Below are 22,543 nucleotides of genomic sequence, written 5' to 3'. Positions count from 1 at the left end.
AATTAATTACGAGCGAGACGATTAAACCAGATAAATGAAAGAAATACTAAGGCAGTATTCCCGATGACTAAATATGTAAAAAACGGGGCATAAGTAAATAAAATGGGCAAAACAAGCCATAGGATTAAACGAAAATTTTCAATTGTTTTAGCCCAATTCTTTTGTTCCATCAAAGCACCATAGGATGTGAGTCCCAAAATTACCAAAGCACAATTACTCACCAATTGTATTGTACTTAGCTTTGAGGCTGTAAAAAGTAAAATACTTGCAATCGCCAGCGAAAAAACGAATTGGAAAAAGATGTAAGCATTAAATTTAGGTTCATAAATGGGACTATATTTTTGATATTTATCCATGTCGATTTCTTTGGGATATTGCCTTCCTCCCATGCTTTTTGGAAACCAACCCGGCGATCCAAAGAATACAGAAAACTTTTCTTTTAGTCCATCAGCATTTTTAAAAGTATTAAACAACTCTACCCAATAATGAAAATTTGCCCACAGGGGGTTCCAGCTAGCTAGAGGCGTGGTAATTCCATAAACAACCTCTTCTTCTTCCTTTTGGAAAGTGCCAAATAATCGATCCCAAATAATCAAGGTACCAGCATGGTTTTTATCAATATATTTAGGATTAGAGCCGTGATGTACTCTGTGATGTGAAGGTGTATTTAAAATCCACTCTAAAGGTCCCATATTGTCAATAGCACGAGTATGAATCCAAAATTGATAAAGTGTATTAAAAGCACTGACTGTCAAGAACATAATGGGCTCAAAACCTACAAAAGCAAGAGGTAAATAAAACATCCATGAAAAACCTGACTGAAACCATGACTGTCGGAGGGCAACAGTTAAATTATACTCTTCCGATTGATGGTGAACAATATGAGCGGCCCATAAAGCGTTTATCTGGTGACTGTAACGATGGAACCAATAATAGAAAAAATCGACTCCCATGAACAATAGCAACCAAGTATAGAGTGTGTTTGAAAACGAAAAAAAACGCCAATGCTCATAAATATAGAGGTAGCCAAAAAAAGTAATAGTTTTTAAGAAAATCCCGACCAATTGAGATCCAATTCCTTGGCTTAAATTAGCAATTGAATCATTTATTCGATAGTAGTTAAGTTTTTTATAAAAAGCATAAACAAGCTCTACTGCAATCAGAATAAAGAAAATAGGAATTGATAGGGCAATATAATCAACTTTCATAAGCACAATTTAGGATTTAAACTTGAAGACAAAAAATCCAAATGAATATTATTCAATTAGCTACCAAGCTAGTATATTAGCAGAGTAATTAAAATTACAGAAACAAACGATTTTAAATCAAATAAACCATATCAATGAAACGTTTTCTTTTATTTTTTGCCGCAACGGCAATTTCAACTTTGGGCTTGGCACAAACTAAAACAGCAACAACACCTGCTAAAAAAGTTGTCACTCCCGCCAAAACAAGCGCTGCACCCATTAAAACGACGGTTGCTCCTGCTCCACTTTTCAAAAATCAAATCGACTCACTAAGCTATGCCTTTGGTGCAAGCATTGCCAACGACCTGAAAAAAAGAGGAGTAAATAATTTAAACTTCGCATTGCTAAATAAGGCAATGAATGAGGTTTTTACCTCGCAAACTCTTGCTATTAGTCCAGAAAAATGTCAAGAAACAATTTATACCTTTCTAAGCGGATTAGAAAAGAAAAAGTATGAAGGTTCCATTGGAGACGGTGCAGCTTTCTTAGCAGAAAACAAGAAAAAACCAGGAATTACAGAACTTCCAAGTGGTTTACAGTTCGAAGTTATTACCACAGCTGATGGACCTAAGCCCATAGCAACCGATGAAGTTACGGTACATTATAGAGGAACATTAATAAACGGGTTTGAGTTTGATAGTTCAATTAATCGCGGTCAGCCAGCTACATTTATGTTAAATCAGGTAATTCCTGGTTGGACTGAAGGACTTCAGCAAATGTCTGTAGGTTCAAAATACCGCTTTTTTATACCTTATAAACTGGGTTATGGAGAGCGGGGAGCAGGAAATGATATCCCACCTTACAGCACATTGATTTTCGAAGTAGAATTATTGAAAATAGGAAAATAATTTATTGGTAAGGCTGATGGAATAAAACATCAGCCTTATTTCATTTTAATCCTAACGAAACATTGCAAACCTCATAACAATTTCATTATGAATTAATTATGAATTCTTAGCTTCAGAAATTAATTTAGACGATAAATCCTTGCCTAAAAAACGATCAATGATATTGTGTACTACATACAATAAAGGTGTCATCAAAATAGCAACAATAAACTTATAGCTATAATTAACTAACCCAATTGCTGCTACCATTTGCCAGCTCCAATTGTACTGCGGATTGATGTAAAAAGCAATAAAAATCACTACAAAACTATCAATAAACTGAGAAGCCAAGGTAGAACCAGTTGCTCTTAACCATAAAAAACGCTCGCCAGTCATTTTTTTAATGCGATGAAAAATAATAACATCCACCATCTGCCCAATTAAGAAGGCTACAATTGATCCCACGATAATCCACATCCCCTGACCGAAAATTGCGGAAAAAGCGTTGTTCATATTCATAGGGTCATTATTTATGGTCTGATTAATCCAAAAATCAGATGGGACTAAATTCATGGCAAAACCTACGACTAAGAAGGCATAGCTTATTAAAATAGCTGCAAGAATTGACAAAAATCTTACTTGCTTTATCCCAAAATACTCATTTATAATATCGGTCATGATAAAAATTAATGGCCAAGTTATGACGCCTGCCGACATGTTAAAGGAGAGATCCGGTACACCGAACATATTGATATCAAATTTTTCAATCCCAAGAGAGCCTTCAACAGTAAATATTTTCACACCAATAAATTCGGCGAGAATGGCATTTGCGATTAAGAATGAGCCTAGAATAATAAATAAACGGCTTTCTTTGGTTTTATAAGTCATAGATAAATCAAAAATAGGCCTTAAGGTAATAATTTAATCTAAATTTTAATGATTCATAAGGATTCTGGAAATAGATTTCCCTATTTTAGCTTGAAATGAACATTGAATCAAAATTGCCCGAGGTAGGTACAACTATTTTCACTGTAATGTCGCAGCTGGCAATGCAATACAAGGCTGTAAATTTATCTCAGGGTTTCCCCGATTATGAGTGTTCTCAAGAGCTAGTTGGCCTAGTAGAACATTATATGAAAGCAGGTTTTAACCAATATGCACCCATGGCCGGATTAATGAGTCTGAGGGAGCGCATTGTAGAAAAACAAGAAAAATTACATCAGACAATTTATCATCCAGAAACAGAGATTACCATCACCGCAGGTGGCACACAAGCCCTTTTTGCCAGCATTGCTTGTATTATCCGACCAGATGATGAAGTAATAATCTTTGAACCTTCCTACGATTCTTATGCTCCTGCAGTGAAATTATTTGGCGGTATTGTAAGACCAATAGAGCTCAATGCACCAGATTATAGCATTAATTGGGATGAAGTAAAAAAAATGATCAATGCTAAAACAAAAATGATCATTTTAAATAATCCCAATAATCCAACAGGAAGAGTTTTGGAAGAAAATGACATCAAAAGGTTAATCGAATTAACCCGGAATTCCAATATTATCATACTAAGTGATGAAGTATATGAGCATCTAATTTACGATGGTAAAAAACACTTGAGTCTTTCAAGATACCCCGAACTAAAGGCAAGAAGCTTCATTATTGCCTCTTTTGGAAAGCTTTTACACGCTACGGGCTGGAAAGTGGGTTACTGCCTAGCGCCCGAGTATTTAATGAAAGAATTTAGAAAAGTACATCAGTTTGAGGTATTCAGTGTAAACTCGTTTATACAGCATGCTATTTCTGATTTTTTAAAAAATGATCGCAATTATTTGGAAATAAGCGATTTATTTCAGCAAAAGAAAGATTTTTTTCATAACTTGATGTTACAAACACGTTTCGATTTATTAAAATGCCATGGATCCTATTTTCAGACTGTCCAATATAAAAGGATTAGCGATGAAAAAGATACTGAATTGGCAATGAGGTTAATAAAAGAATTTGGAGTTGCATGCATTCCTGTTTCAGCATTTTACACAAAAAATACTGATCAACATGTACTTCGATTTTGCTTTGCCAAAAAGAATGAAACACTTGAAAAAGCGGTTAATTACTTAATTAAGATTTAGTTAAAACATTTATTGAATCATTACGTATAAATAAATACTCATGAGCACACTAAAGATTACCACCTTTCAATCTTACCTTTTTTGGGAAAACATTGACAAAAATCTTCAAAATCTAGGCTTAAGACTAAATTCTATTCGTGAGAAAACAGACTTAATTATCCTCCCGGAGATGTTCAATACCGGATTTTCAATGAATCCTGCCAAATTTTCCGAAGACATGGGTGGTAAAACTATGAAGTGGATGCATGATCAAGCACGAAAATTTGAAAGTGTAATTACAGGTAGTTTAATCATTAAAGAAGCGAATAAATTTTACAACCGACTCATTTGGATGCGTCCGGATGGCAGCTATGAACAATATGACAAAAGGCATCTTTTTGGCTTAGGTGAAGAAGATCAACATTACACAGCAGGTAGTAAAAAGTTATTTGTAGAGCTAAAAGGCTGGAAAATTTGTCCGGCAATTTGCTATGATTTACGTTTTCCTGTTTGGCTTAGAAATAAAAATGAAGAATACGATCTGCTATTAATTGTAGCCAATTGGCCAGAACGTCGATCCTTACACTGGCGCTCTCTCATACCTGCTAGAGCCATTGAAAATCAAGCTTTTGTGGTAGCGGTAAATCGCGTTGGGCATGATGGAAATGAAATCTTTCATTCCGGAGACTCTATGTGTATCGACCCCAATGGGAAGGTAATTTATTATAAACCCAACGATGAAGACCTTTACACATTCACCATCAATAAAGATGACCTAACTGAAGCTAGAAACAATTTTCCCTTTTTAAAAGATGCTGATTCTTTTAAATTAGACGAATAATAGACTTTAAAAACAAATATAGGTGCATTTTTTGCTTGAAAGCCTTAGAAAGGGTCTTTACAATTTTGAATCGACCTCATTACATTAATTACATCTTTTCTGGGCTCCCAATTAATAGAAAAAGCAAAGTTAACTAACATAAAACATTGATTATAAATTATATATACAATAATGTATCAATTTTGCAAACATGCTTTCTTTTTAAATAATTTAAATAACCATAAACTCAATCAAATAGGAGTAAAAATCAAAGAAATTTGCATCATTTTTATTATGATTTCCTCATATTTACCAGATGTTTAAAAGAATTAAAAACAGTCGTCTTCGCTATGCATGCATAGCATTATACTTTTTCGTACTCTTTTTCTGTGCCCTAGAACTTAATTTTTTATGGTTATTTGGATACTCACCAACCATAAAAGATATCAAAAATCCGGCAATCAATATAGTATCTGAGCTCTACACATCCGACGGAAAACTAATAGGTAAATATTTTAAAGAGAATAGAACCCCTGTTGAATATGACAGTATTTCTCCGGCACTAATCGATGCACTTGTTGCTACAGAAGATGTTCGTTTTTACAAACACAGTGGCATTGATGTTCGCTCTCTCCTATCCAGTATTGTTTCAACTGCCGGTGGTGATAAGAGAGGTGCCAGTACCATTACTCAACAATTAGCTAAAAACCTTTACAGCACTAGAAACAGAAAATCCCAGGGATTTATCAAATATATTCCTTTAGTAAGAACCATCATTTATAAATTAAAGGAATGGGTAACAGCTTATAAACTAGAGAATTATTATACCAAAAATGAAATTATAACCCTCTATTTAAATACAGTACCATTTGGAAATAATACTTTCGGCATAAAAACTGCAACCAAGAGATATTTTAATAAAAATGTCAACAGACTTCAAGTTGAAGAAGCTGCATTATTGGTTGGCATGCTCAAGGCAACTACCACTTATAACCCAATCAGAAATCCTGAAAAATCGCTGGAGCGTAGAAATACAGTCTTATCTCAGATGCAGAAATATGACTATCTCACTGAAAAAGAATATTTAAAATATAGCCAAAGAGCCCTCAAGCTCAATCCCGGTAGCATTGATGAAGGCAGCGATGGTGGATCATACTTAAGATCTGCCGTATCCCGTTATCTTGAAAAATGGTGTGAAGAAAATGACTATGATTTATATGCGGATGGTTTAAAAATTTATACGACTATCGACTCAAGAATGCAACAATATGCTGAGGAAGCGGTCAATAATCACATGAAAATCTTACAGAGAAGATTTGAGAATGTGTGGGGAAATGAAAATCCTTGGCGCACATCAGATGGTAAAGAGATCCTCGATTTTCCTGAAAAAGCTGCCCAGCGACTCCCCTACTACACTTTTTTAAAGAAGCGCTATAATAGCAATCAAGACTCTATTGATTATTATTTAAACCGACCGAAAAAAATGAAAGTTTTCAGTTGGAATGGCGAAAAAGAAGTCGAGTTTTCAACCATCGATTCTATAAAATATTATGCTAAAATCCTAAATACTGGAATGATGACCCTCGATCCATTCAATGGTCACATCAAAGTATGGGTTGGCGGTATTAATCATAATTATTTTAAATATGACCATGTAAATCAGGCAAAAAGACAAGCTGGATCTACATTTAAGCCATTTGCTTACTTAGCTGCGCTTGAGTCGGGCATGTCTCCTTGTGATAAATACATCGATCAAGCTGTCCGAATTCCTTATACCATGAAAGGTAAAACTGAATATTGGGAGCCTAAAAACTCTAGCTATACCTTCTCGGGAAGAGAAATGTCTTTACGCTGGGCAATGGGTAAATCCGTAAATTCAATAACTGCTCAAATTACTGAAAAAGTAGGTGCCGAAAATGTTGTAAAATATGCTCATGAATGTGGTATTGAAAGTGATCTTAAAGCAGTACCCTCGGTGAGTTTAGGTCCGAATGATGTCAGTGTTTTTGAGATGGTTAAAGCCTATGGAACATTCCTAAATAAGGGAGTTCGTTCTGAACCCATTTTAGTCGAGAAAATTCTGGATTTAGATGGAAAATTAATCGAAGAATTCAAATCAGAGCAGAAAAGAACATTAAGCGAAGAAATTGCGTGGTTGATGTTATACATGCTTCGTGGAGGCATGGAAGAGCCCGAAGGTACATCTCAAGCATTATGGGAATGGGATTTATGGAAAAATAACAATCAAATTGGTGGTAAAACAGGTACTTCCTCCGATTATGTTGATGGTTGGTATATGGGTGTTACTAAAGACCTTGTTACAGGTGTTTGGGTGGGATGTGATGAGCGAAGTGTGCACTTCAAAACTTCCGAAACTGGCGAAGGATCAAGAACAGCACTTCCTATTTTCGGAAAATTTATGGAAAAGGTGTACCGAGATAAGTCATTAGGGATAAGTCAGGGGCCATTTCCAAAACCAGGAGTAAAAATCACTAGAGAATATCAATGTGTGAGCCCTAGATTTTCAAGAGATACTAGCTTTGTGGATTCGCTGATCATTGACACTATTGGTATTCCTACAGATATTGCTGATAGTGTTAAAGGTGCAACAGCAATCCCAAAACAAACAATTAGTCCTAAATTACCAGAAAACCGGACCAATCCGGTGCCTGAGAATAAAACACCCGCAAGTCCCAAATCTGAACCTTCAACAGAGGTAAATAAAACAAGGAAGGAAATTAGAGACGAGCGTAAACAAAATAAAAACAAAGCTGTTAATTGATTTTACATTTCATTGATGCTTTTATCTAGGCTCAAAAAATCAGAATCAATATTTTTACGTATTTTAGTTAAGATCATTTTAAGATATCAAATGAGAGAAAAGACCATTACCCAAAGAAAGCCATCATTCTGGCTAATTATTTCCTTTCTGTTATTAGCAGTTTTCGGACAGATATCCGACGTTCAAGCTCAATATTTCGGCCAAAACAAGGTAAGGTATAAGAATTTGAAGTTTAAAGTGTATGAAACACCACACTTCGACCTTTATTATTATCTTAAAAATGACAGTCTAGTCCAGCGTTTCGCTAAGGAAGCAGAAGTTTGGTACGAATTACACCAACAAGTGTTTAGAGATACTTTCTTTAAGAAAAACCCATTTATTCTTTACTCCAATCACCCTGATTTCCAACAAACTACAGCATTGAGTGGCGAGGTTGGTGTGGGTACAGGTGGTGTTACTGAGGGATTAAAAAATAGGGTAATTATGCCTATTTCTCAGGTAAATCATCAAACAAGACATGTTTTAGGTCATGAATTGGTACACGCTTTTCAATATCATTCATTAATTGAGGGCGACTCAACCAATTTGGAAAATATAGGTAATCTTCCTTTATGGATGGTTGAAGGGATGGCAGAATACCTTTCTGTTGGTAAAAAAGATGCCTATACATCTATGTGGATGCGTGATGCCTATTTAAATAAAGATATTCCTACACTTAAAGATTTAACAGAATCGAATAGATATTTCCCCTACCGTTATGGGCAGGCATTTTGGTCGTACATAGGCTCAACTTATGGTGATACGGTGATTGTTCCTTTGTTTAAGGCAACTGCCAAATATGGTTATCAAATGGCCATTAGAAGGACATTTGGATACGATGATAGAACTTTATCTAGCCTTTGGAAATCAAGTATAGAAAATACATACAAGCCTTATTTAAAAGATACAGCACAGGTTCCTATTGGTAAGAAATTGATTGATGAAAAAAATGGAGGTGCAAATTACAATGTTGCTCCATCTATTTCTCCTGATGGGAAATTTGTAGCCTTTCTTTCTGAACGAGACCTCCTCAGTATCGACCTCTTTCTTGCTGATGCTAAAACAGGGAAAATTATCAGAAAGCTATCTAGCAAGGCAAAAAATGGAGATATTGATGAGTATAACTTCATCGAATCAACAGGTGCATGGTCGCCAGATAGCAAAAAATTCGCCTTTAGTGTTTTTAGTGCAGGCGTAAATAAATTAGTTATCGTAAATGTGTCCAATGGGAAACTACTAAGCTCAGTGGCTATGGGCAAGGTTGAAGAATTTAGCAATATCACTTGGTCGCCAAATGGGGAAGATATCGCTTTTTCAGGACTAAGTGAGGGTCAAAATGACATCTATGAATATAATCTTCGTGAGAAAAAATTAAACCAGTTAACCAATGATAAATACTCCGATTACCATCCTAGCTATTCTAAAGATGGTCAGTCTATTGTATTTAGCACCGACCGTCAAACATTAGATAAAGCTAGTGTGAGCGTAGATATTTCTTTGAGTTTGGCTACTATCGACGTGGTGTCAAAAAGAATTACAAATATCCCGCTATTTACGGGTGCAAACAATCTAAATCCTCAATATTCTGGGGATAATAGAAGCATTTACTTCCTATCCAATAGAGATGGATTTAGGAATTTATATCGCTATTCATTAACTAAAAAAACAGTTGAACAGTTAACTGATTATTTTACAGGTATCAGCGGAATTACTGAATATTCGCCAGCATTAAGTGTTTCGGCTAATGATGATATATTATACTCCTATTATAGAGCCCAAAAATATACCATCTACAATGCCAAAGCGGAAGAATTTACACCTAAACTAGTAGGGAATGAAGATATAAATTTTGATGCAGCACAGCTACCTCCCTTTAAATCAGTAGGAGTAAATATCATCAATGCCAACCTCCAAAACTTTGATCGTTTTGAAAGAATTCCAGAAGAATCTATTAAAACTATAGAATATAAACCAAAGTTTAAACTTGACTACCTTTCAAGTAATGGTGTTGGAGCATCGGTTGGAAGGTTTGGAACGGGCTTATCCAGTGGTGTTCAAGGAGTATTTAGTGATATTTTAGGTAGAAATCAGATATTCGCTACTGCTGCCGTTAATGGTGAAATTTATGATTTTGGAGCTCAGGTAGCTTATGTAAACCAGGAGAGTAGAATCAATTGGGGTGTTGTTGGATCACATATACCATATGTTTCAGGGCAATTTTCTGCTGCAATTGAAAATCTACCAGGTATTGGCCCTACCTACATAGAGCGTTTTGATATTATACGAACTTTTGAAGATCAGTTTTCAGCCTTTGGATCTTATCCATTTTCAAAGAATCACAGATTTGAAGCAGGAAGTGGTATTTCAAGATATAGTTATCGAATTGATCGCTTCAATAATTATTTCGACCTTAATCAGGGTTTTCAAATTGGTACCGATCGCGAAAAGCTCTCAAAAGAAAAGGCTCAACAAACTTATGGTGTTCCATTTGAAGCATTTACCACCGTACAGCTAAACGCAGCATTTGTGGGTGATAATTCATTCTCAGGACTCACAGCACCACTTTCAGGTTTCCGTTATCGAGTGGGATTGGAGAATTATCAAGGCGACTTTAAACTAAATGCTTTAACAGTTGATGGAAGAAGATATGTTCGTGTAAAGCCAGTTACCTTTGCCGCAAGACTTTATACTTATACTCGATTTGGAAGAGATGAAAGCAGGCTTTTTCAAATGTATGCTGGCTATGGTTACCTCATTCGTGGATATGAAGCAAATTCATTCTTTAGAAATGGAAACCAAACAACAGAAGGTTTTGATATCAATCAATTAGTAGGATCAAGAATTGCAGTTGCCAATTTTGAAGTCCGAATTCCCTTTACAGGACCAGAAAAATTAACCCTTGTTGAGTCAAAATTCCTATTTTCTGATTTAAATATATTTTTCGATATGGGACTAGCGTATGACAATGATTCAAAAGTAGCATTCAGATCTACCCCACAAAAAATTGGTGGTGCTAATGGTTACCTTGAACGTATCCCAGCGATGAGTGCCGGAGTATCTTTAAGAGTAAATGTATTTGGATACTTTGTCTTAGAACCTTATTATGCCATCCCCTTCCAAAGGAAGGATGTTAATTTAGGTGTATTTGGATTAACCTTTGCACCGGGTTGGTAAAATTAAAAAGCGACCTTTTGGTCGCTTTTTTTGTTAAAAAATTGTTTTTATCAATTATTTCGCGTATATTTTTTAGTAAAAAAAATCAAAACCATGAAAGCACTTCTTAGCATTATCCTATTAGTTTTTATTCTTACAAATACTACTTGCGGACAAAACAAATCAAAAAACGCTCAGGAAAGTAAAAAAATAAATTTCCCAATTCAGAAAACTGAAGAAGAATGGAAAAAGGTTTTAAGTCCCCTATCCTTTGAAATAATGGTTAAACGTGGTACCGAACCCCCTTTCAGAAATGCATACAACAGCAATAAGCAAAAAGGTATTTACGTAAGTGCTGCAACAGGAGAGCCTTTATTTAGTTCTGATGATAAATACGAATCAGGTAGCGGCTGGCCAAGCTTTACCAAGGCAATTAAAGAAGGCGTAATAACTGTGGTTAAAGACAATAGTCATGGTATGATCCGCGATGAGGTTATAGAAACCAAAACGGGCCTACACTTGGGTCATGTTTTTGATGATGGACCAAGAGACAAAGGCGGTAAACGCTATTGCATGAACTCGGCAGCACTAAAATTCATTAAGAAATAATTAAGACAAACTACTAAAAGAAGCACGCATAGGTTGAATACCTGAGACCATTATTTGCTCAAAATCTAATCCTATAGTTAAATCTATCCAATCTGGGTTTACCCCTCTAATTAAACGATCTTTCTGAATACGTGTAAACTTATTAATTAAATTAAATCGTTCTTTAGCAGAAGCTTCAGAGCTTAACTCTTCAAAATAAACTAATCTTGTTAATTGCTGTCCGGCATCAAAAAACAAATTAGGCATCTGCCTATAAAAAGTCATCGTTTTCATCAAGTCGGTACTCATACCCACGTGAATACTGTTGCGGTTACGGTCGGTAACTAAATAAACAAATTTCTTAGTTTTCATGGCAGGCTTAGATAGGATCGGCATATTTTTAAATTTAATTTTTAGTTCCAATTATAATTGCTAATTTTATGAGCATAAATTTACTAACAATTTTAGTATTTCCAAATTTATTTTTCAAATGGCAAACATTTCTTCCAATTTAAAGTACCTACGTAAGAAAAAAGGGCTTACACAGCAGCAATTTGCAGATACACTTGATATTAAACGCTCACTAGTTGGGGCTTATGAAGAAGATCGCGCAGAGCCTAAATATGAATTACTAAAAAAATTCGCAGAGTTTTACGAGCTTTCTATGGATGAACTCATTAATGAGCGCATCGATGACAAGTGGAAACCGAAGCCAAAAGCAGATCCTGCAAGCATCAGAGTATTAAGCATTTCTGTTGATAGTCAGGATAGAGAAAACATTGAGTTAGTACCCGTAAAAGCTAGTGCAGGATATTTAAATGGCTATGGTGACCCCGAATATATTTCAGAGCTTCCTAAGTTTCATCTACCAATGTTTCGCCAAGGCACCTATCGTGCATTTGAAATAAAAGGCGACTCCATGCTCCCGCTCCAATCTGGAACAGTGGTTGTAGGCGAATATTTAAGTAATTGGAATGATCTAAAACCTGGGGATACTTATGTAGTAATTAGCAAAAGTGATGGCATTGTTTATAAGCGAGTAGGCAATAAATTCAAAGAAAATAAAGCTTTGAAATTAATTTCTGATAATCCGGTTTATGAGCCATATACAATCTCAGGAGATGACGTTTTAGAAATATGGAAGGCAAAAGCATATATCAGCACCGATTTCCCGGAACCTGCTCCTGAACCTACATTAGAAACACTTACGAGCATGGTTTCACAAATGCAGAAATCAATTTCTAATCTTGATCGAAATAAGAATTAAATCTCAAGACTATTAAATTTATGACCTTTTTAAGACAGATTAAAAAGGATTGGAATACCAAGAAAAGCGGAATTATGTTCCGCTTTTCTTATTTTTAGCAAAAATACAAATGAAAAGCATCCATAAATTCATTTCTGAAAGTCTTGCGCTACGAAACGAAAATAATTCGCTACGCACGCTGAAAGCAGAAAGTAATTTACTGGATTTTTGCTCCAATGATTATCTCGGTTTTGCGCGCTCTAGTGATTTAAGAATCCTTTTTGAAAAAGAATTAAAAAAGTACCCCAATTATAGCATGGGTTCTGGGGGCTCGCGTTTGTTAGCTGGCAACTCAACATTCGCGGAAGAACTTGAACAAGAAATAGCTAATTTTCATCAATCGGAGGCCGCTCTACTCTTTAATTCGGGTTATGATGCAAACGTTGGAATCTTCTCTTCTATCCCTCAACGAGGCGATACCATCATTACAGATGAATTTATTCATGCTTCCATCATTGATGGCGTTCGATTGAGCCATGCTACACGCTATGTTTTTAAGCATAATGATTTGGAGAGTTTAGAACAAAAATTAAAAGTATCCAAAGGGAAAATATTCATTGTGGTTGAAAGCATTTATTCGATGAATGGTGATCAAGCTCCATTAATAGAGCTAAGCCATTTAGCAAAACAATACGATGCTGCTTTAATTGTAGATGAAGCACATGCGACAGGAGTATTTGGAGAATTAGGAAAAGGCTTAGTGTATGATTTAGGTCTCTGTGATCAGGTATTTGCCAGAGTCATCACCTTTGGTAAAGCATTAGGTACACATGGAGCTGCCATTTTAGGTACTGAAGCATTGAGAAGCTATTTAATTAATTTTTCAAGGTCATTTATTTATACCACTGCAGCTTCTTTTTTAAGTCACTTAGCCATAAAATGCGCCTATCATGAACTCAGGAATTCAGATTATCAATCGCCGCTTAAAGAACGTATTAAATACTTTAGGGAGAGCATTACCTCAAATATTAAATTATTAAATAGCCAATCTGGCATTCAAATTATTCTTATTCCTGGAAACAAAGAAGCGAGAGAAGCCGCACTCAATATCCAGAATGCAGGCTTTGATGTACGCGCTATTTTAAGCCCTACTGTTGCCCAAGGCACCGAGCGTATAAGAATCTGCCTACACAATCACAATTCAATGGATGATATCCAGAGATTATCTCACAATTTAAATCAGATAATTAAATGAGACCCATATTTATCAGCGGTATTGGAACAGAAATAGGCAAAACGATTGTTTCGGCGGTTTTGGTTGAGAAATTAGAAGCAGACTATTGGAAACCCGTACAATCAGGAGAGCTTGATAATAGCGATTCTATGCTTGTAGAGAGACTGATTTCTAATAATCGAACAATCATTCATCCTGAAGCCTATCGTTTAACTCAACCCTTCTCACCACACAAATCTGCGGCATTAGATGGAATCCATATTGATTTAGATAAAATTAATTTACCAAAAACAGATAATCAATTAATTATTGAGGGAGCTGGAGGATTAATGGTACCATTAAATGAGAAGGACTTAATTATAGATCTTATAAAAAAGTTTGATGCAGAGGTAGTTTTGGTCTCTAAGAATTATTTGGGAAGTATTAATCATACTTTACTTTCTGTTGAACTATTAAGAAGCTATGCTATTCCTATCCGTAAATTAATATTTAGTGGAGAGTCGAATCAAAGTTCGGAAGATGTGATTTACAAGCGAACGGGATTAGATATAATTAGGATACCATTTTTAGAAAAGGTAAATAGGGAGAGTCTTAGACAGATTGGGGATAAATTTAATTTCTAAGGCTAACAAAACCAAAATACAAAAAGAGGCTGAAGGTTTATAAACCTTCAGCCTCTTAATTTATTGTAACTGGTCCTAAAAAATTAAGGCACAATAGTTAGCGTATAACGCTTAAAATTAGGATTAGGTAATATACCTGCAGAACCTCCAGCGATATCAATAACTAATTTAACGCCTGCAGTTGCTGTAACACTACCAGGAATTAAACTAATTGGAATTTTCGTAGAACTAGAGTTTGCAGCTAATTTTACAACTGATCCAGTTGCTGCTATATTATAATGAACGCCAGCAACTGCGGTACTAGATGCATCAACTACAAATGGAATGGTAACCTCTGCACTTTGTTGAGGACCAACCAATTGAATCAATGCATCTGCTGATCCTGCCGCAGCAGTAAGTTTAACAGTTTTAGCGATAGGCTTAAATTCTGTTACTGTTGGACCATCAAATAGCTTTTCATTGTCAGGAAAACAAGCTGATAAGCTTGTTACTGCAAGAAAGAGGAAAAAATATTTTATATACTTCATAATTTTAAAGATTAGTATCCTGGATTTTGTTTAATAAGTGGATTTAATATAGTCTGAGCTTGTGGAAGTGAAGCTAGAACTTTAAAATCAGTGTACAATAGTTGAGTAACGCCTGCCGGCTTAGGTATATTCAAACCTCTTCTTTTAAAGTCAAAGAAACGATGTCCTTCTAAGTGCAATTCCACTCTTCGCTCATTAAATATTAAACTCATTAAGTTAGTACCTACTGTTGTACTAGGAACAGCAGCTAAGCCTCTTCTAGTTCTAATGGTACTTAAATCTTCTTGAGCTAAAGTTTCTTTACCAGCCTGGTTAGCACGTGCTTCAGCACGAATTAAATAAACTTCTGATAAACGAATCACAGGTATATTATTGAAATAATTACCTTTATGAGCGGGGAATTTCAAGCTATGAGAGACAGTTGCTCCACCATCCACAACCTCAGCAAATACTGTTTTTCTAACATCTCCTGTTTCAAAAGAATTCATTAATTCCGAAGTAGCTCTTACAGAGAATACACCACCTACAGTCTTTTGACTTAAAGAATTCATTGAATTATTGATACCGTCTACAGTAGAAAACTGCTCAGTACGATAATCCAATTCAAACATCGATTCAGTATTAGGCACCGCAGCAAACGCAGCAATATAATTAGCAGCAGTAGCTAAAGTTGTAGTGCTTTGTTTATTTGCTATCGCATCAGTAGCTGCCTGCTCTGCTAATGCCCATTTACCTTGATAAAGATAAACACGAGCTAATAATGCAAAAGCAGCTCCCTTGCTAGCTCTAAACACACCGGAACTACCAACCGCTACTGGCAAAAGTGTTGTAGCTAGCTTTAGATCATCTTCAATTTGTTTGTAAACTTCAGTTACTGATGAACGAGGCTTAAAATCAGCCTTAGATACATCGTCTGTTGGAACAGTACGAAGAACAATACCTTCAGACCATCCATTAACAGAATAACCAGGCTCGTATCCATAAATACGTACCATATCGTGGTTAAACATAGCTCTCATGAAGAATGCTTGTCCTTTGAGCGCATTTTTATTGTCCGGTGTAGCTTCAACCCTATCTGCGTTAGCTATAATGAAATTAGCTTCATTAATGGCAGGATAAAGAATACCCCATAGATCAAGGTGAGCACCAGGTAAATTTAATCTTTCTGATACATATCTACCTCCTGGATTTGCAGTGGTAGTATAGTTGTCAGCTAGAACTTCAGGAGCAATTAACATACGCTGCCCATAGTAACTAAATGATTGAGCTCTTGAATAAAGAGATACTGAAATGGCATTAACACTGGCAAAATCGGTTAATGCGGATGAAGCGGCCAAGGATTGTTTAGGCTGCACATCAAGTGCATCCTTACATGAAGTTCCGGCCAAAACCAGACTCACGATAGATACAGCTAATATTTTCTTATACATAATTTTCAATTTATAATTTATAAACCAATTTGAAGACCACCAGTGTAAGTTCTAGCTTGTGGATTGTTTCCTATTTCATTCAATCCAATTGGAGCCTCAGGATCCAAACCTGGATACTTAGTAAATGTCAACACATTAATTCCTGTTGCAAATACACGTACATTACGCAACTTAATCTTAGACGCAATACTCGCTGGAATAGCGTAAGATAAGGTTATGTTTTTTAGACGAATGTACGACGCATCGTATAAATATCTAGTTGAACCAGTCGTTAAAGCATTAGAAGGGCTACCAATATTGTTAAGGTGCGCAGCTGATCTACTCAAAAGCCTTGGAACTGCAGTAATTTGTCCAGGATTAAGCCACTGTTCGGCTAACTGAGAAACCAATTGATTATCATCTGATGCACCTGAGTTCCAAATAGTTTGGTACATAGACACAAAAGATTTGTTACCGTATTGAAACTGGAATAAAAAGTCTAAACTTAGATTTTTATAAGATACGGTATTATTCAATCCTCCAAAGAATTTAGGAAACCTAGTACCTTGTATAGCCTGATCTTGTGCAGCAATTAAGTTATAGGTATAATTTCCATTAATATCATACCACATTGGTCTACCATCTGCAGGATTAACACCAGCCCAACTGTAAGTCCAGATCATATCCACCGGTTGTCCTACAATAAAAGATGTTCCAATTCTATCTGATCCTTGTAGCAATTCCAATACTTTATTTCTTTGGAATGAAATATTAAAATCAGTAGTCCAGTTGAATCCAGATTTAGAATTCACATTAATGGTATTCAAACCTAATTCGATACCTTCGTTCTGAACTTTTCCAATATTTTCGCTAATTGCTCCAAATCCTGAATCAGAAACTAATGGTCTGCTTAATAAAAGATTATCATTTATTCTGCGATAAACATCAATGCTACCGGTAATACGATTTCCAAATAAACCATAATCCAAACCAAAGTTTAAGGTCTTCGCTTGTTCCCATGAAAGATTATTGTTTCCTAGTTGAGATGGACGAATACCATTTGCTCCAAGATAACTACCACCTGCACCAAATAATGCGCGTGATGCAAAATCAGAAATCTGATCGTTACCCACTACACCATAACTTGCACGTAATTTCAAGTCAGAAATAACCTTATTATCTAATAAGAAATCTTCTGCTGATAATCTCCAAGTTCCTGATACACCACCAAAAAACCCGTATTGCTTTGCTTCACCGAAACGTGAACTACCGTCGTATCTTAAAGTACTTGCGATATAATATTTTTCTTTATAATCGTAGTTGAATTTCGAGAAAACACCCGCCTTCTTATAACCTGTGAAAAAACCAGCTATGGAAAGTGGAGTTCCATTTTGCAAACTTCTAAAGAATGGATTCGGAAATCCTTGTCCAGTTGCAGATGCACTTTCTACATTCTGTTCTTTTAATTCACCTCCCACTAATGCTGCAAGAGAATGGTCACCGAATTTTTTATTCCAGTTAGCAGCAACGTTAGAGTTCCAATCTAAATTACGAGTGTTTACAACAGATGAAGTACCACCGTTTGCAGCGAATGCAGGAATACTAGCAGGACGCTGATTATCATCACGAGTATCTACGAAATCAATACCAGTGAAACCAGTAATAGATAGCGAAGGCGTAACTTTATAAGTAGCAGAAAAATTACTAACGGTTTGCAATGCATTACCCATTCTTACCTCTTCTTTAGCTCCCTGAACAATATTGTAAGCAAAACCAGCTTTCAGAGCAGCGCCTTGGGTATAAGTTCCATCAGGCTGATAAACTGGAACATCTGGTCTTAAAGTAAAAGGATAATAAAAAGGTGAGTTAACGAATGCACCATCTGCAATCGTACCAAATACCTTAGATGCTGTTAGATTTATATTTGCATTAACACTCAGCTTATCATTTATTTTGTGACCAATATTTCCTCTAAAAGTTCCTCTTTTATAGAATGACTCAATTACTTGTGCTTGCTGATCAGTATAAGAACCTGAAATAAAGAAGTTAGTTTTTGCATCTCCACCAGATATTGATAAATCATAAATTCTTGACTTTCCATCACGTGCAATTGCATCAAACCAATTTGTACTTGGAGCGTTAACATTTGAAGGATCACCATAAAATGCAACAGCTGATGCTTGAGCTATACCTGCATTAACTGCAGCTGGAACTAATAATTGAGCATATTGCTGAGCGTTCATCACATCATAACGAGCTATGTTTTGCATTACACCCTGCTGGGCTGAAAAATTAACAAGTGTGGCTCCGCTTTTACCTTTTTTAGTAGTAATTAATACTACACCATTTGCAGCAGCAGCACCATAAATTGAAGCAGCAGCAGCATCTTTCAAAACTTCAATATTTTCAATATCATTCGGATTGATTGATGCTAGAGTATTAGAAGAAGCTTGACCAGAAATTGAGGCTGTCTTCAATTGCACACCATCCACAATATAAAGTGGATCATTTCCAGCGTTTATTGAACCAACACCACGTACTCTAACGTTAATTGCTCCACCTGGCTGACCACTTTGAGCAGTAACCTGAACACCCGCAGCACGCCCCTGCAATGCACGGTCAAAACTCTGAATAGGTAAGTTCTCAAATTGTTTTCCTGTAACTAATGCGCTAGAAGAACCAAGATCTCGCTTCTGAGCAACTCCGTAACCAGTTACAACAACCTCTGCAATCATTTGAGAATCAGAAACTAAACGAACATTTATTGTTCCAGTAGCCCCAACTGATACATTTTGAGTTACATAACCTATATAAGTAAAGGTTAATGTTTTGGTTCCTTGAGGAACACTTAATGAATAATTTCCGTCTGATCCAGTTGTAGTACCTACGGAACCTGCTCTAACAGAAACTCCTGGAAGAGGGAGACCGTCGTCAGCCCCAACAACTTTACCAGTAATAGTCTTATTCTGTGCCATTACGCTAGTTATAGCGAACAAACACAATAACAAGAAAGCTAGTAATTTTCTTTTCATTTGATTTATGTTTAATTAATAATTTGGTTATGAGTCCACGCGATGAGGGACTTTCTAACACAATAATAGCACTTTATTCGCAAAATAGTATTTTATACAAGGTTAAAATAATGTAACTAACTTGTTACAAATCAATATTTGACAAAAATATGATTTAAAAACTTTAGTATTTAGATGTAATAACCTTGAAAATAAATAAAAACAATTTCAGACCACAACACTAAATAACATATTAGATAAAACAATATTCTATTTGGTAATGCTCTTGAACAAGAAAAATCATTCATACCTTTGTTCTTTGTTTATCTAAGTCCAATAGAACATGAAACTCATCTCAGTTATAGGCTCCGGAACAATGGGTAATGGTATTGCTCACGCATTCGCAATTTCAGGATTTCAAGTCAATTTAATTGATATTTCAGGCCCAAGCCTCGAAAAAGGAATGGATGCCATTCGTAAAAATTTAGACAGACAAGTCGTAAAAGCACTAATTACTGAAGATATTAAAGCTTTGGCTCTTAAAAACATACAAACCTTCACAGATACTAAATCTGGAGTTGAAAACTCAGATCTTGTTATTGAAGCAGCAACTGAAAACTTATCCATTAAGCTCGAAATTTTTAAAAACTTAGACCAATATTGTAAGAAAGCAGCCATTTTAGCTTCTAATACTTCATCTATATCTATTGGGAAAATCGCATCGGTTACCAATCGTGCCGATAGGGTAATTGGCATGCACTTCATGAATCCCGTTCCTGTGATGAAATTAGTAGAGGTTATTCGTGGATATTCAACTTCTGATGAGGTGACAGAAACAATAATGAACCTTGCCACTAAGCTGAATAAAATACCAGTTGAGGTAAATGATTACCCCGGATTTGTAGCTAATCGCATACTCATGCCCATGATTAACGAAGCTATTTATTCTTTATATGAAGGTGTTGCAGGTGTTAATGAAATAGATACCGTCATGAAATTGGGTATGGCCCACCCTATGGGTCCGCTACAATTAGCCGACTTTATAGGCTTAGACGTTTGCCTAGCAATTATGAATGTTTTACACCAAGGTTTTGGAAATCCTAAATATGCACCCTGCCCTCTACTAGTAAATATGGTTACTGCTGGAAATTTAGGTGTAAAATCTGGCTTAGGATTTTACGATTACAGCAATGGTGTTAAAGATCCTTCTATCGCAAAAAAATTTATTAAATAAAAAAGGCGTCTTAAAAAGACGCCTTGAATTAAAACAGTTGTTTATTACATTCTTGATGGGACTTTTATCCCAAGTAATTTCATCGATTTATTAATAATTGACGCCGTTGCTGCAGCTAAATCAAGTCGGAAATTTCGAACTTGTGGGTCTTCTGCTTTCAAAATGCTTTCTTCATGATAAAACTTATTGAAAAGTTTAGCAAGTTCAAAAACATAGTTTGCAATGTGTGCGGGACTATATTCTCTTGCTGCTGAGGATATTACATCAGGATATTTAGCCAAATTGACAATCAAATCCTTTTCAAGAGCAGTTAATATATTTGAATAGTTATCGGAAATTTTATTCTTATAATCAGCTTTAGCCAAAACAGAACAAATTCTGGCATGCGTATATTGGATAAATGGCCCTGTATGTCCTTGAAAATCAATAGATTCGTTAGGATCGAACAATAATCGCTTTTTAGGTTCAACCTTTAGCAGGAAGAATTTTAAAGCGCCTAAACCAATCATGTTATAAAGGTCTTTCTTTTCTTCCTCTGTAAAACCTTCAACCTTACCTAATTCTTCTGTCCTTTCTTGAGCAGTTTGAATCATGTCGTCCATTAATTCATCAGCATCAACAACAGTTCCTTCGCGGGATTTCATTTTGCCTGATGGCAAATCAACCATCCCATAAGAAAGATGAAATAAGCCATTAGCCCATGATTTACCTAGTTTTTGAAGAATCAGAAATAGAACTTTAAAATGATAATCTTGTTCATTTCCAACCACATAAATCGACTTATCCATTTTAAAGTCGTCATACTTCAATTGCGCTGTACCTAAATCCTGGGTGATGTAAACGGAAGTCCCATCAGCACGTAAAACCAATTTCTGATCTAAACCATCATCGGTTAAATCTATCCAAACAGAACCATCATCTTTTTTATAGAAAACACCTTTATCTAAGCCTTCCTGAATGGTATCCTTCCCTAAAAGATAGGTATCTGATTCATAATAATACTTTTTAAAATCAACACCAAGCTTCTTATAGGTAACGTCAAAACCTGCATAAACCCAAGAGTTCATCATTTTCCATAGATCAATGACCTCTTGGTCGGCCGACTCCCATTTCAAGAGCATTTCTTGAGCTTCCTTAATAACTGGGGCGTTCTTTTTGGCTTCATCTTCAGTCTGACCCTCGCCAATCAAAGCCTCAATCTGTTTTTTATATTCTTTATCAAAAATCACATAATACTTCCCAACCAAGTGATCCCCTTTTAAACCGCTACTTTCTGGTGTTTCTCCATTACCAAACAATTTCCAGGCGAGCATGGATTTACAAATGTGTATCCCACGATCATTCACCAAATTAGCCTTTATAACTTCATAACCATTGGCTGAAAGAATTTCTGCAACTGAGAAACCTAGTAAATTATTGCGAACATGGCCCAAGTGGAGTGGTTTATTGGTATTTGGCGAAGAATATTCAACCATTACTTTTTGTCCATTAGCAGGAAATTGCCCGAAAGACTGACTATGAACACGATTTAACAACTCGTCAACCCAGTAGGAATCGACAATAGAAAGATTTAAAAAACCTTTAATTACGTTAAAATCAGCAACTTCCTTAACATTTTGCTTAAGATACTCCCCTATTTCGATCCCCGTTTGTTCAGGAGTTTTTTTAGAAAATCGCGTAAATGGAAAAGTAACGGCC

The 22,543-nt window shown here is 35.7% G+C and carries 17 protein-coding genes; 10 read left to right on the top strand and 7 right to left on the bottom strand.

Annotated elements, in window-relative coordinates:
* Positions 1–2 precede the first annotated feature (2 nt).
* Positions 3–1,208 carry a sterol desaturase family protein gene (locus ACIQ0D_RS00700; RefSeq protein ID WP_395802116.1) on the bottom strand — a complete coding sequence of 402 codons (1,206 nt, stop codon included), beginning with the start codon at positions 1,206–1,208 and terminating at the stop codon, positions 3–5.
* Positions 1,209–1,342: 134 nt separating this feature from the next.
* Here ACIQ0D_RS00700 and ACIQ0D_RS00695 point away from each other — a divergent pair, with 134 nt between their 5' ends.
* On the top strand, positions 1,343–2,095 hold the full coding sequence (locus tag ACIQ0D_RS00695) for an FKBP-type peptidyl-prolyl cis-trans isomerase (protein ID WP_395802115.1): 753 nt from the start codon (positions 1,343–1,345) through the stop codon (positions 2,093–2,095).
* A 96-nt stretch (positions 2,096–2,191) separates the two neighbouring features.
* Here ACIQ0D_RS00695 and ACIQ0D_RS00690 read toward each other — a convergent pair whose 3' ends face one another.
* Positions 2,192–2,962 carry a queuosine precursor transporter gene (locus ACIQ0D_RS00690; RefSeq protein ID WP_395802113.1) on the bottom strand — a complete coding sequence of 257 codons (771 nt, stop codon included), beginning with the start codon at positions 2,960–2,962 and terminating at the stop codon, positions 2,192–2,194.
* Between the two features lie 95 nt (positions 2,963–3,057).
* Between ACIQ0D_RS00690 and ACIQ0D_RS00685 the strand changes: the two genes are divergently transcribed.
* The 5 genes from ACIQ0D_RS00685 to msrB all read left to right on the top strand — a co-directional run bounded on the left by ACIQ0D_RS00685 (position 3,058) and on the right by msrB (position 11,582).
* Positions 3,058–4,200 carry a methionine aminotransferase gene (locus ACIQ0D_RS00685; RefSeq protein ID WP_395802111.1) on the top strand — a complete coding sequence of 381 codons (1,143 nt, stop codon included), beginning with the start codon at positions 3,058–3,060 and terminating at the stop codon, positions 4,198–4,200.
* A gap of 40 nt (positions 4,201–4,240) precedes the next feature.
* Positions 4,241–5,020 (top strand): amidohydrolase, encoded by a 780-nt coding sequence (locus ACIQ0D_RS00680; RefSeq protein ID WP_395802109.1) that lies wholly within the window; start codon positions 4,241–4,243, stop codon positions 5,018–5,020.
* A gap of 295 nt (positions 5,021–5,315) precedes the next feature.
* The gene (locus ACIQ0D_RS00675; protein ID WP_395802107.1) at positions 5,316–7,781 is read left to right on the top strand and encodes a transglycosylase domain-containing protein; all 2,466 of its coding nucleotides are present in this window, start codon (positions 5,316–5,318) and stop codon (positions 7,779–7,781) included.
* Between the two features lie 90 nt (positions 7,782–7,871).
* The gene (locus ACIQ0D_RS00670) at positions 7,872–10,994 is read left to right on the top strand and encodes a DPP IV N-terminal domain-containing protein (protein ID WP_395802105.1); all 3,123 of its coding nucleotides are present in this window, start codon (positions 7,872–7,874) and stop codon (positions 10,992–10,994) included.
* Positions 10,995–11,087: 93 nt separating this feature from the next.
* Positions 11,088–11,582, top strand: a complete 495-nt coding sequence (gene msrB, locus ACIQ0D_RS00665) for a peptide-methionine (R)-S-oxide reductase MsrB (RefSeq protein WP_395802103.1) — start codon at positions 11,088–11,090, stop codon at positions 11,580–11,582.
* Here the strand turns inward: msrB and ACIQ0D_RS00660 are convergent, their stop codons facing one another.
* Entirely contained in the window at positions 11,583–11,957 is a 375-nt protein-coding gene (locus tag ACIQ0D_RS00660; protein ID WP_395802101.1) for a GIY-YIG nuclease family protein, read from the bottom strand.
* Between the two features lie 94 nt (positions 11,958–12,051).
* Between ACIQ0D_RS00660 and ACIQ0D_RS00655 the strand changes: the two genes are divergently transcribed.
* The 3 genes from ACIQ0D_RS00655 to bioD all read left to right on the top strand — a co-directional run bounded on the left by ACIQ0D_RS00655 (position 12,052) and on the right by bioD (position 14,664).
* Positions 12,052–12,828 carry an XRE family transcriptional regulator gene (locus ACIQ0D_RS00655; RefSeq protein ID WP_395802100.1) on the top strand — a complete coding sequence of 259 codons (777 nt, stop codon included), beginning with the start codon at positions 12,052–12,054 and terminating at the stop codon, positions 12,826–12,828.
* A gap of 109 nt (positions 12,829–12,937) precedes the next feature.
* A complete protein-coding gene (locus ACIQ0D_RS00650; protein WP_395802098.1) occupies positions 12,938–14,062 on the top strand; it encodes an aminotransferase class I/II-fold pyridoxal phosphate-dependent enzyme in 1,125 nt (374 codons plus the stop codon).
* On the top strand, positions 14,059–14,664 hold the full coding sequence (gene bioD, locus ACIQ0D_RS00645; protein ID WP_395802096.1) for a dethiobiotin synthase: 606 nt from the start codon (positions 14,059–14,061) through the stop codon (positions 14,662–14,664). Before ACIQ0D_RS00650 ends, bioD begins: the two co-directional genes overlap by 4 nt.
* 83 nt (positions 14,665–14,747) lie before the next feature.
* On the opposite strand, the gene ACIQ0D_RS00640 is transcribed toward bioD, so the two are convergent.
* Genes ACIQ0D_RS00640 through ACIQ0D_RS00630 form a run of 3 tightly spaced genes read right to left on the bottom strand, consistent with a single transcriptional unit; the run spans position 14,748 to position 19,575 of the window.
* Positions 14,748–15,191, bottom strand: coding sequence for a hypothetical protein (locus ACIQ0D_RS00640; protein WP_395802094.1), 444 nt, complete (start codon positions 15,189–15,191; stop codon positions 14,748–14,750).
* Between the two features lie 11 nt (positions 15,192–15,202).
* Positions 15,203–16,621, bottom strand: coding sequence for a RagB/SusD family nutrient uptake outer membrane protein (locus tag ACIQ0D_RS00635; RefSeq protein ID WP_395802093.1), 1,419 nt, complete (start codon positions 16,619–16,621; stop codon positions 15,203–15,205).
* 17 nt (positions 16,622–16,638) lie between these two features.
* Positions 16,639–19,575, bottom strand: coding sequence for a SusC/RagA family TonB-linked outer membrane protein (locus ACIQ0D_RS00630; RefSeq protein ID WP_395802091.1), 2,937 nt, complete (start codon positions 19,573–19,575; stop codon positions 16,639–16,641).
* A 379-nt stretch (positions 19,576–19,954) separates the two neighbouring features.
* Here ACIQ0D_RS00630 and ACIQ0D_RS00625 point away from each other — a divergent pair, with 379 nt between their 5' ends.
* The gene (locus tag ACIQ0D_RS00625; protein WP_395802089.1) at positions 19,955–20,845 is read left to right on the top strand and encodes a 3-hydroxybutyryl-CoA dehydrogenase; all 891 of its coding nucleotides are present in this window, start codon (positions 19,955–19,957) and stop codon (positions 20,843–20,845) included.
* 44 nt (positions 20,846–20,889) lie between these two features.
* Here the strand turns inward: ACIQ0D_RS00625 and argS are convergent.
* The coding region (argS, locus tag ACIQ0D_RS00620) for an arginine--tRNA ligase (protein WP_395802088.1) at positions 20,890–22,543 on the bottom strand (1,654 nt) is incomplete at its 5' end.

This window comes from Daejeonella sp., assembly GCF_044342615.1.
In the GTDB taxonomy this organism is placed as follows: Bacteria; Bacteroidota; Bacteroidia; order Sphingobacteriales; family Sphingobacteriaceae; genus Daejeonella.
This window is presented reverse-complemented; position numbering and strand designations above follow the sequence as displayed.

Excerpts from the sequence above, each read along its gene's own strand:
- ACIQ0D_RS00700 (WP_395802116.1), bottom strand. The coding sequence starts at position 1,208 with ATGAAAGTTGATTATATTGCCCTATCAATTCCTATTTTCTTTATTCTG.
- ACIQ0D_RS00695 (WP_395802115.1), top strand. The coding sequence starts at position 1,343 with ATGAAACGTTTTCTTTTATTTTTTGCCGCAACGGCAATTTCAACTTTG.
- ACIQ0D_RS00690 (WP_395802113.1), bottom strand. The coding sequence starts at position 2,962 with ATGACTTATAAAACCAAAGAAAGCCGTTTATTTATTATTCTAGGCTCA.
- ACIQ0D_RS00685 (WP_395802111.1), top strand. The coding sequence starts at position 3,058 with ATGAACATTGAATCAAAATTGCCCGAGGTAGGTACAACTATTTTCACT.
- ACIQ0D_RS00680 (WP_395802109.1), top strand. The coding sequence starts at position 4,241 with ATGAGCACACTAAAGATTACCACCTTTCAATCTTACCTTTTTTGGGAA.
- ACIQ0D_RS00675 (WP_395802107.1), top strand. The coding sequence starts at position 5,316 with ATGTTTAAAAGAATTAAAAACAGTCGTCTTCGCTATGCATGCATAGCA.
- ACIQ0D_RS00670 (WP_395802105.1), top strand. The coding sequence starts at position 7,872 with ATGAGAGAAAAGACCATTACCCAAAGAAAGCCATCATTCTGGCTAATT.
- msrB (WP_395802103.1), top strand. The coding sequence starts at position 11,088 with ATGAAAGCACTTCTTAGCATTATCCTATTAGTTTTTATTCTTACAAAT.
- ACIQ0D_RS00660 (WP_395802101.1), bottom strand. The coding sequence starts at position 11,957 with ATGCCGATCCTATCTAAGCCTGCCATGAAAACTAAGAAATTTGTTTAT.
- ACIQ0D_RS00655 (WP_395802100.1), top strand. The coding sequence starts at position 12,052 with ATGGCAAACATTTCTTCCAATTTAAAGTACCTACGTAAGAAAAAAGGG.
- ACIQ0D_RS00650 (WP_395802098.1), top strand. The coding sequence starts at position 12,938 with ATGAAAAGCATCCATAAATTCATTTCTGAAAGTCTTGCGCTACGAAAC.
- bioD (WP_395802096.1), top strand. The coding sequence starts at position 14,059 with ATGAGACCCATATTTATCAGCGGTATTGGAACAGAAATAGGCAAAACG.
- ACIQ0D_RS00640 (WP_395802094.1), bottom strand. The coding sequence starts at position 15,191 with ATGAAGTATATAAAATATTTTTTCCTCTTTCTTGCAGTAACAAGCTTA.
- ACIQ0D_RS00635 (WP_395802093.1), bottom strand. The coding sequence starts at position 16,621 with ATGTATAAGAAAATATTAGCTGTATCTATCGTGAGTCTGGTTTTGGCC.
- ACIQ0D_RS00630 (WP_395802091.1), bottom strand. The coding sequence starts at position 19,575 with ATGGCACAGAATAAGACTATTACTGGTAAAGTTGTTGGGGCTGACGAC.
- ACIQ0D_RS00625 (WP_395802089.1), top strand. The coding sequence starts at position 19,955 with ATGAAACTCATCTCAGTTATAGGCTCCGGAACAATGGGTAATGGTATT.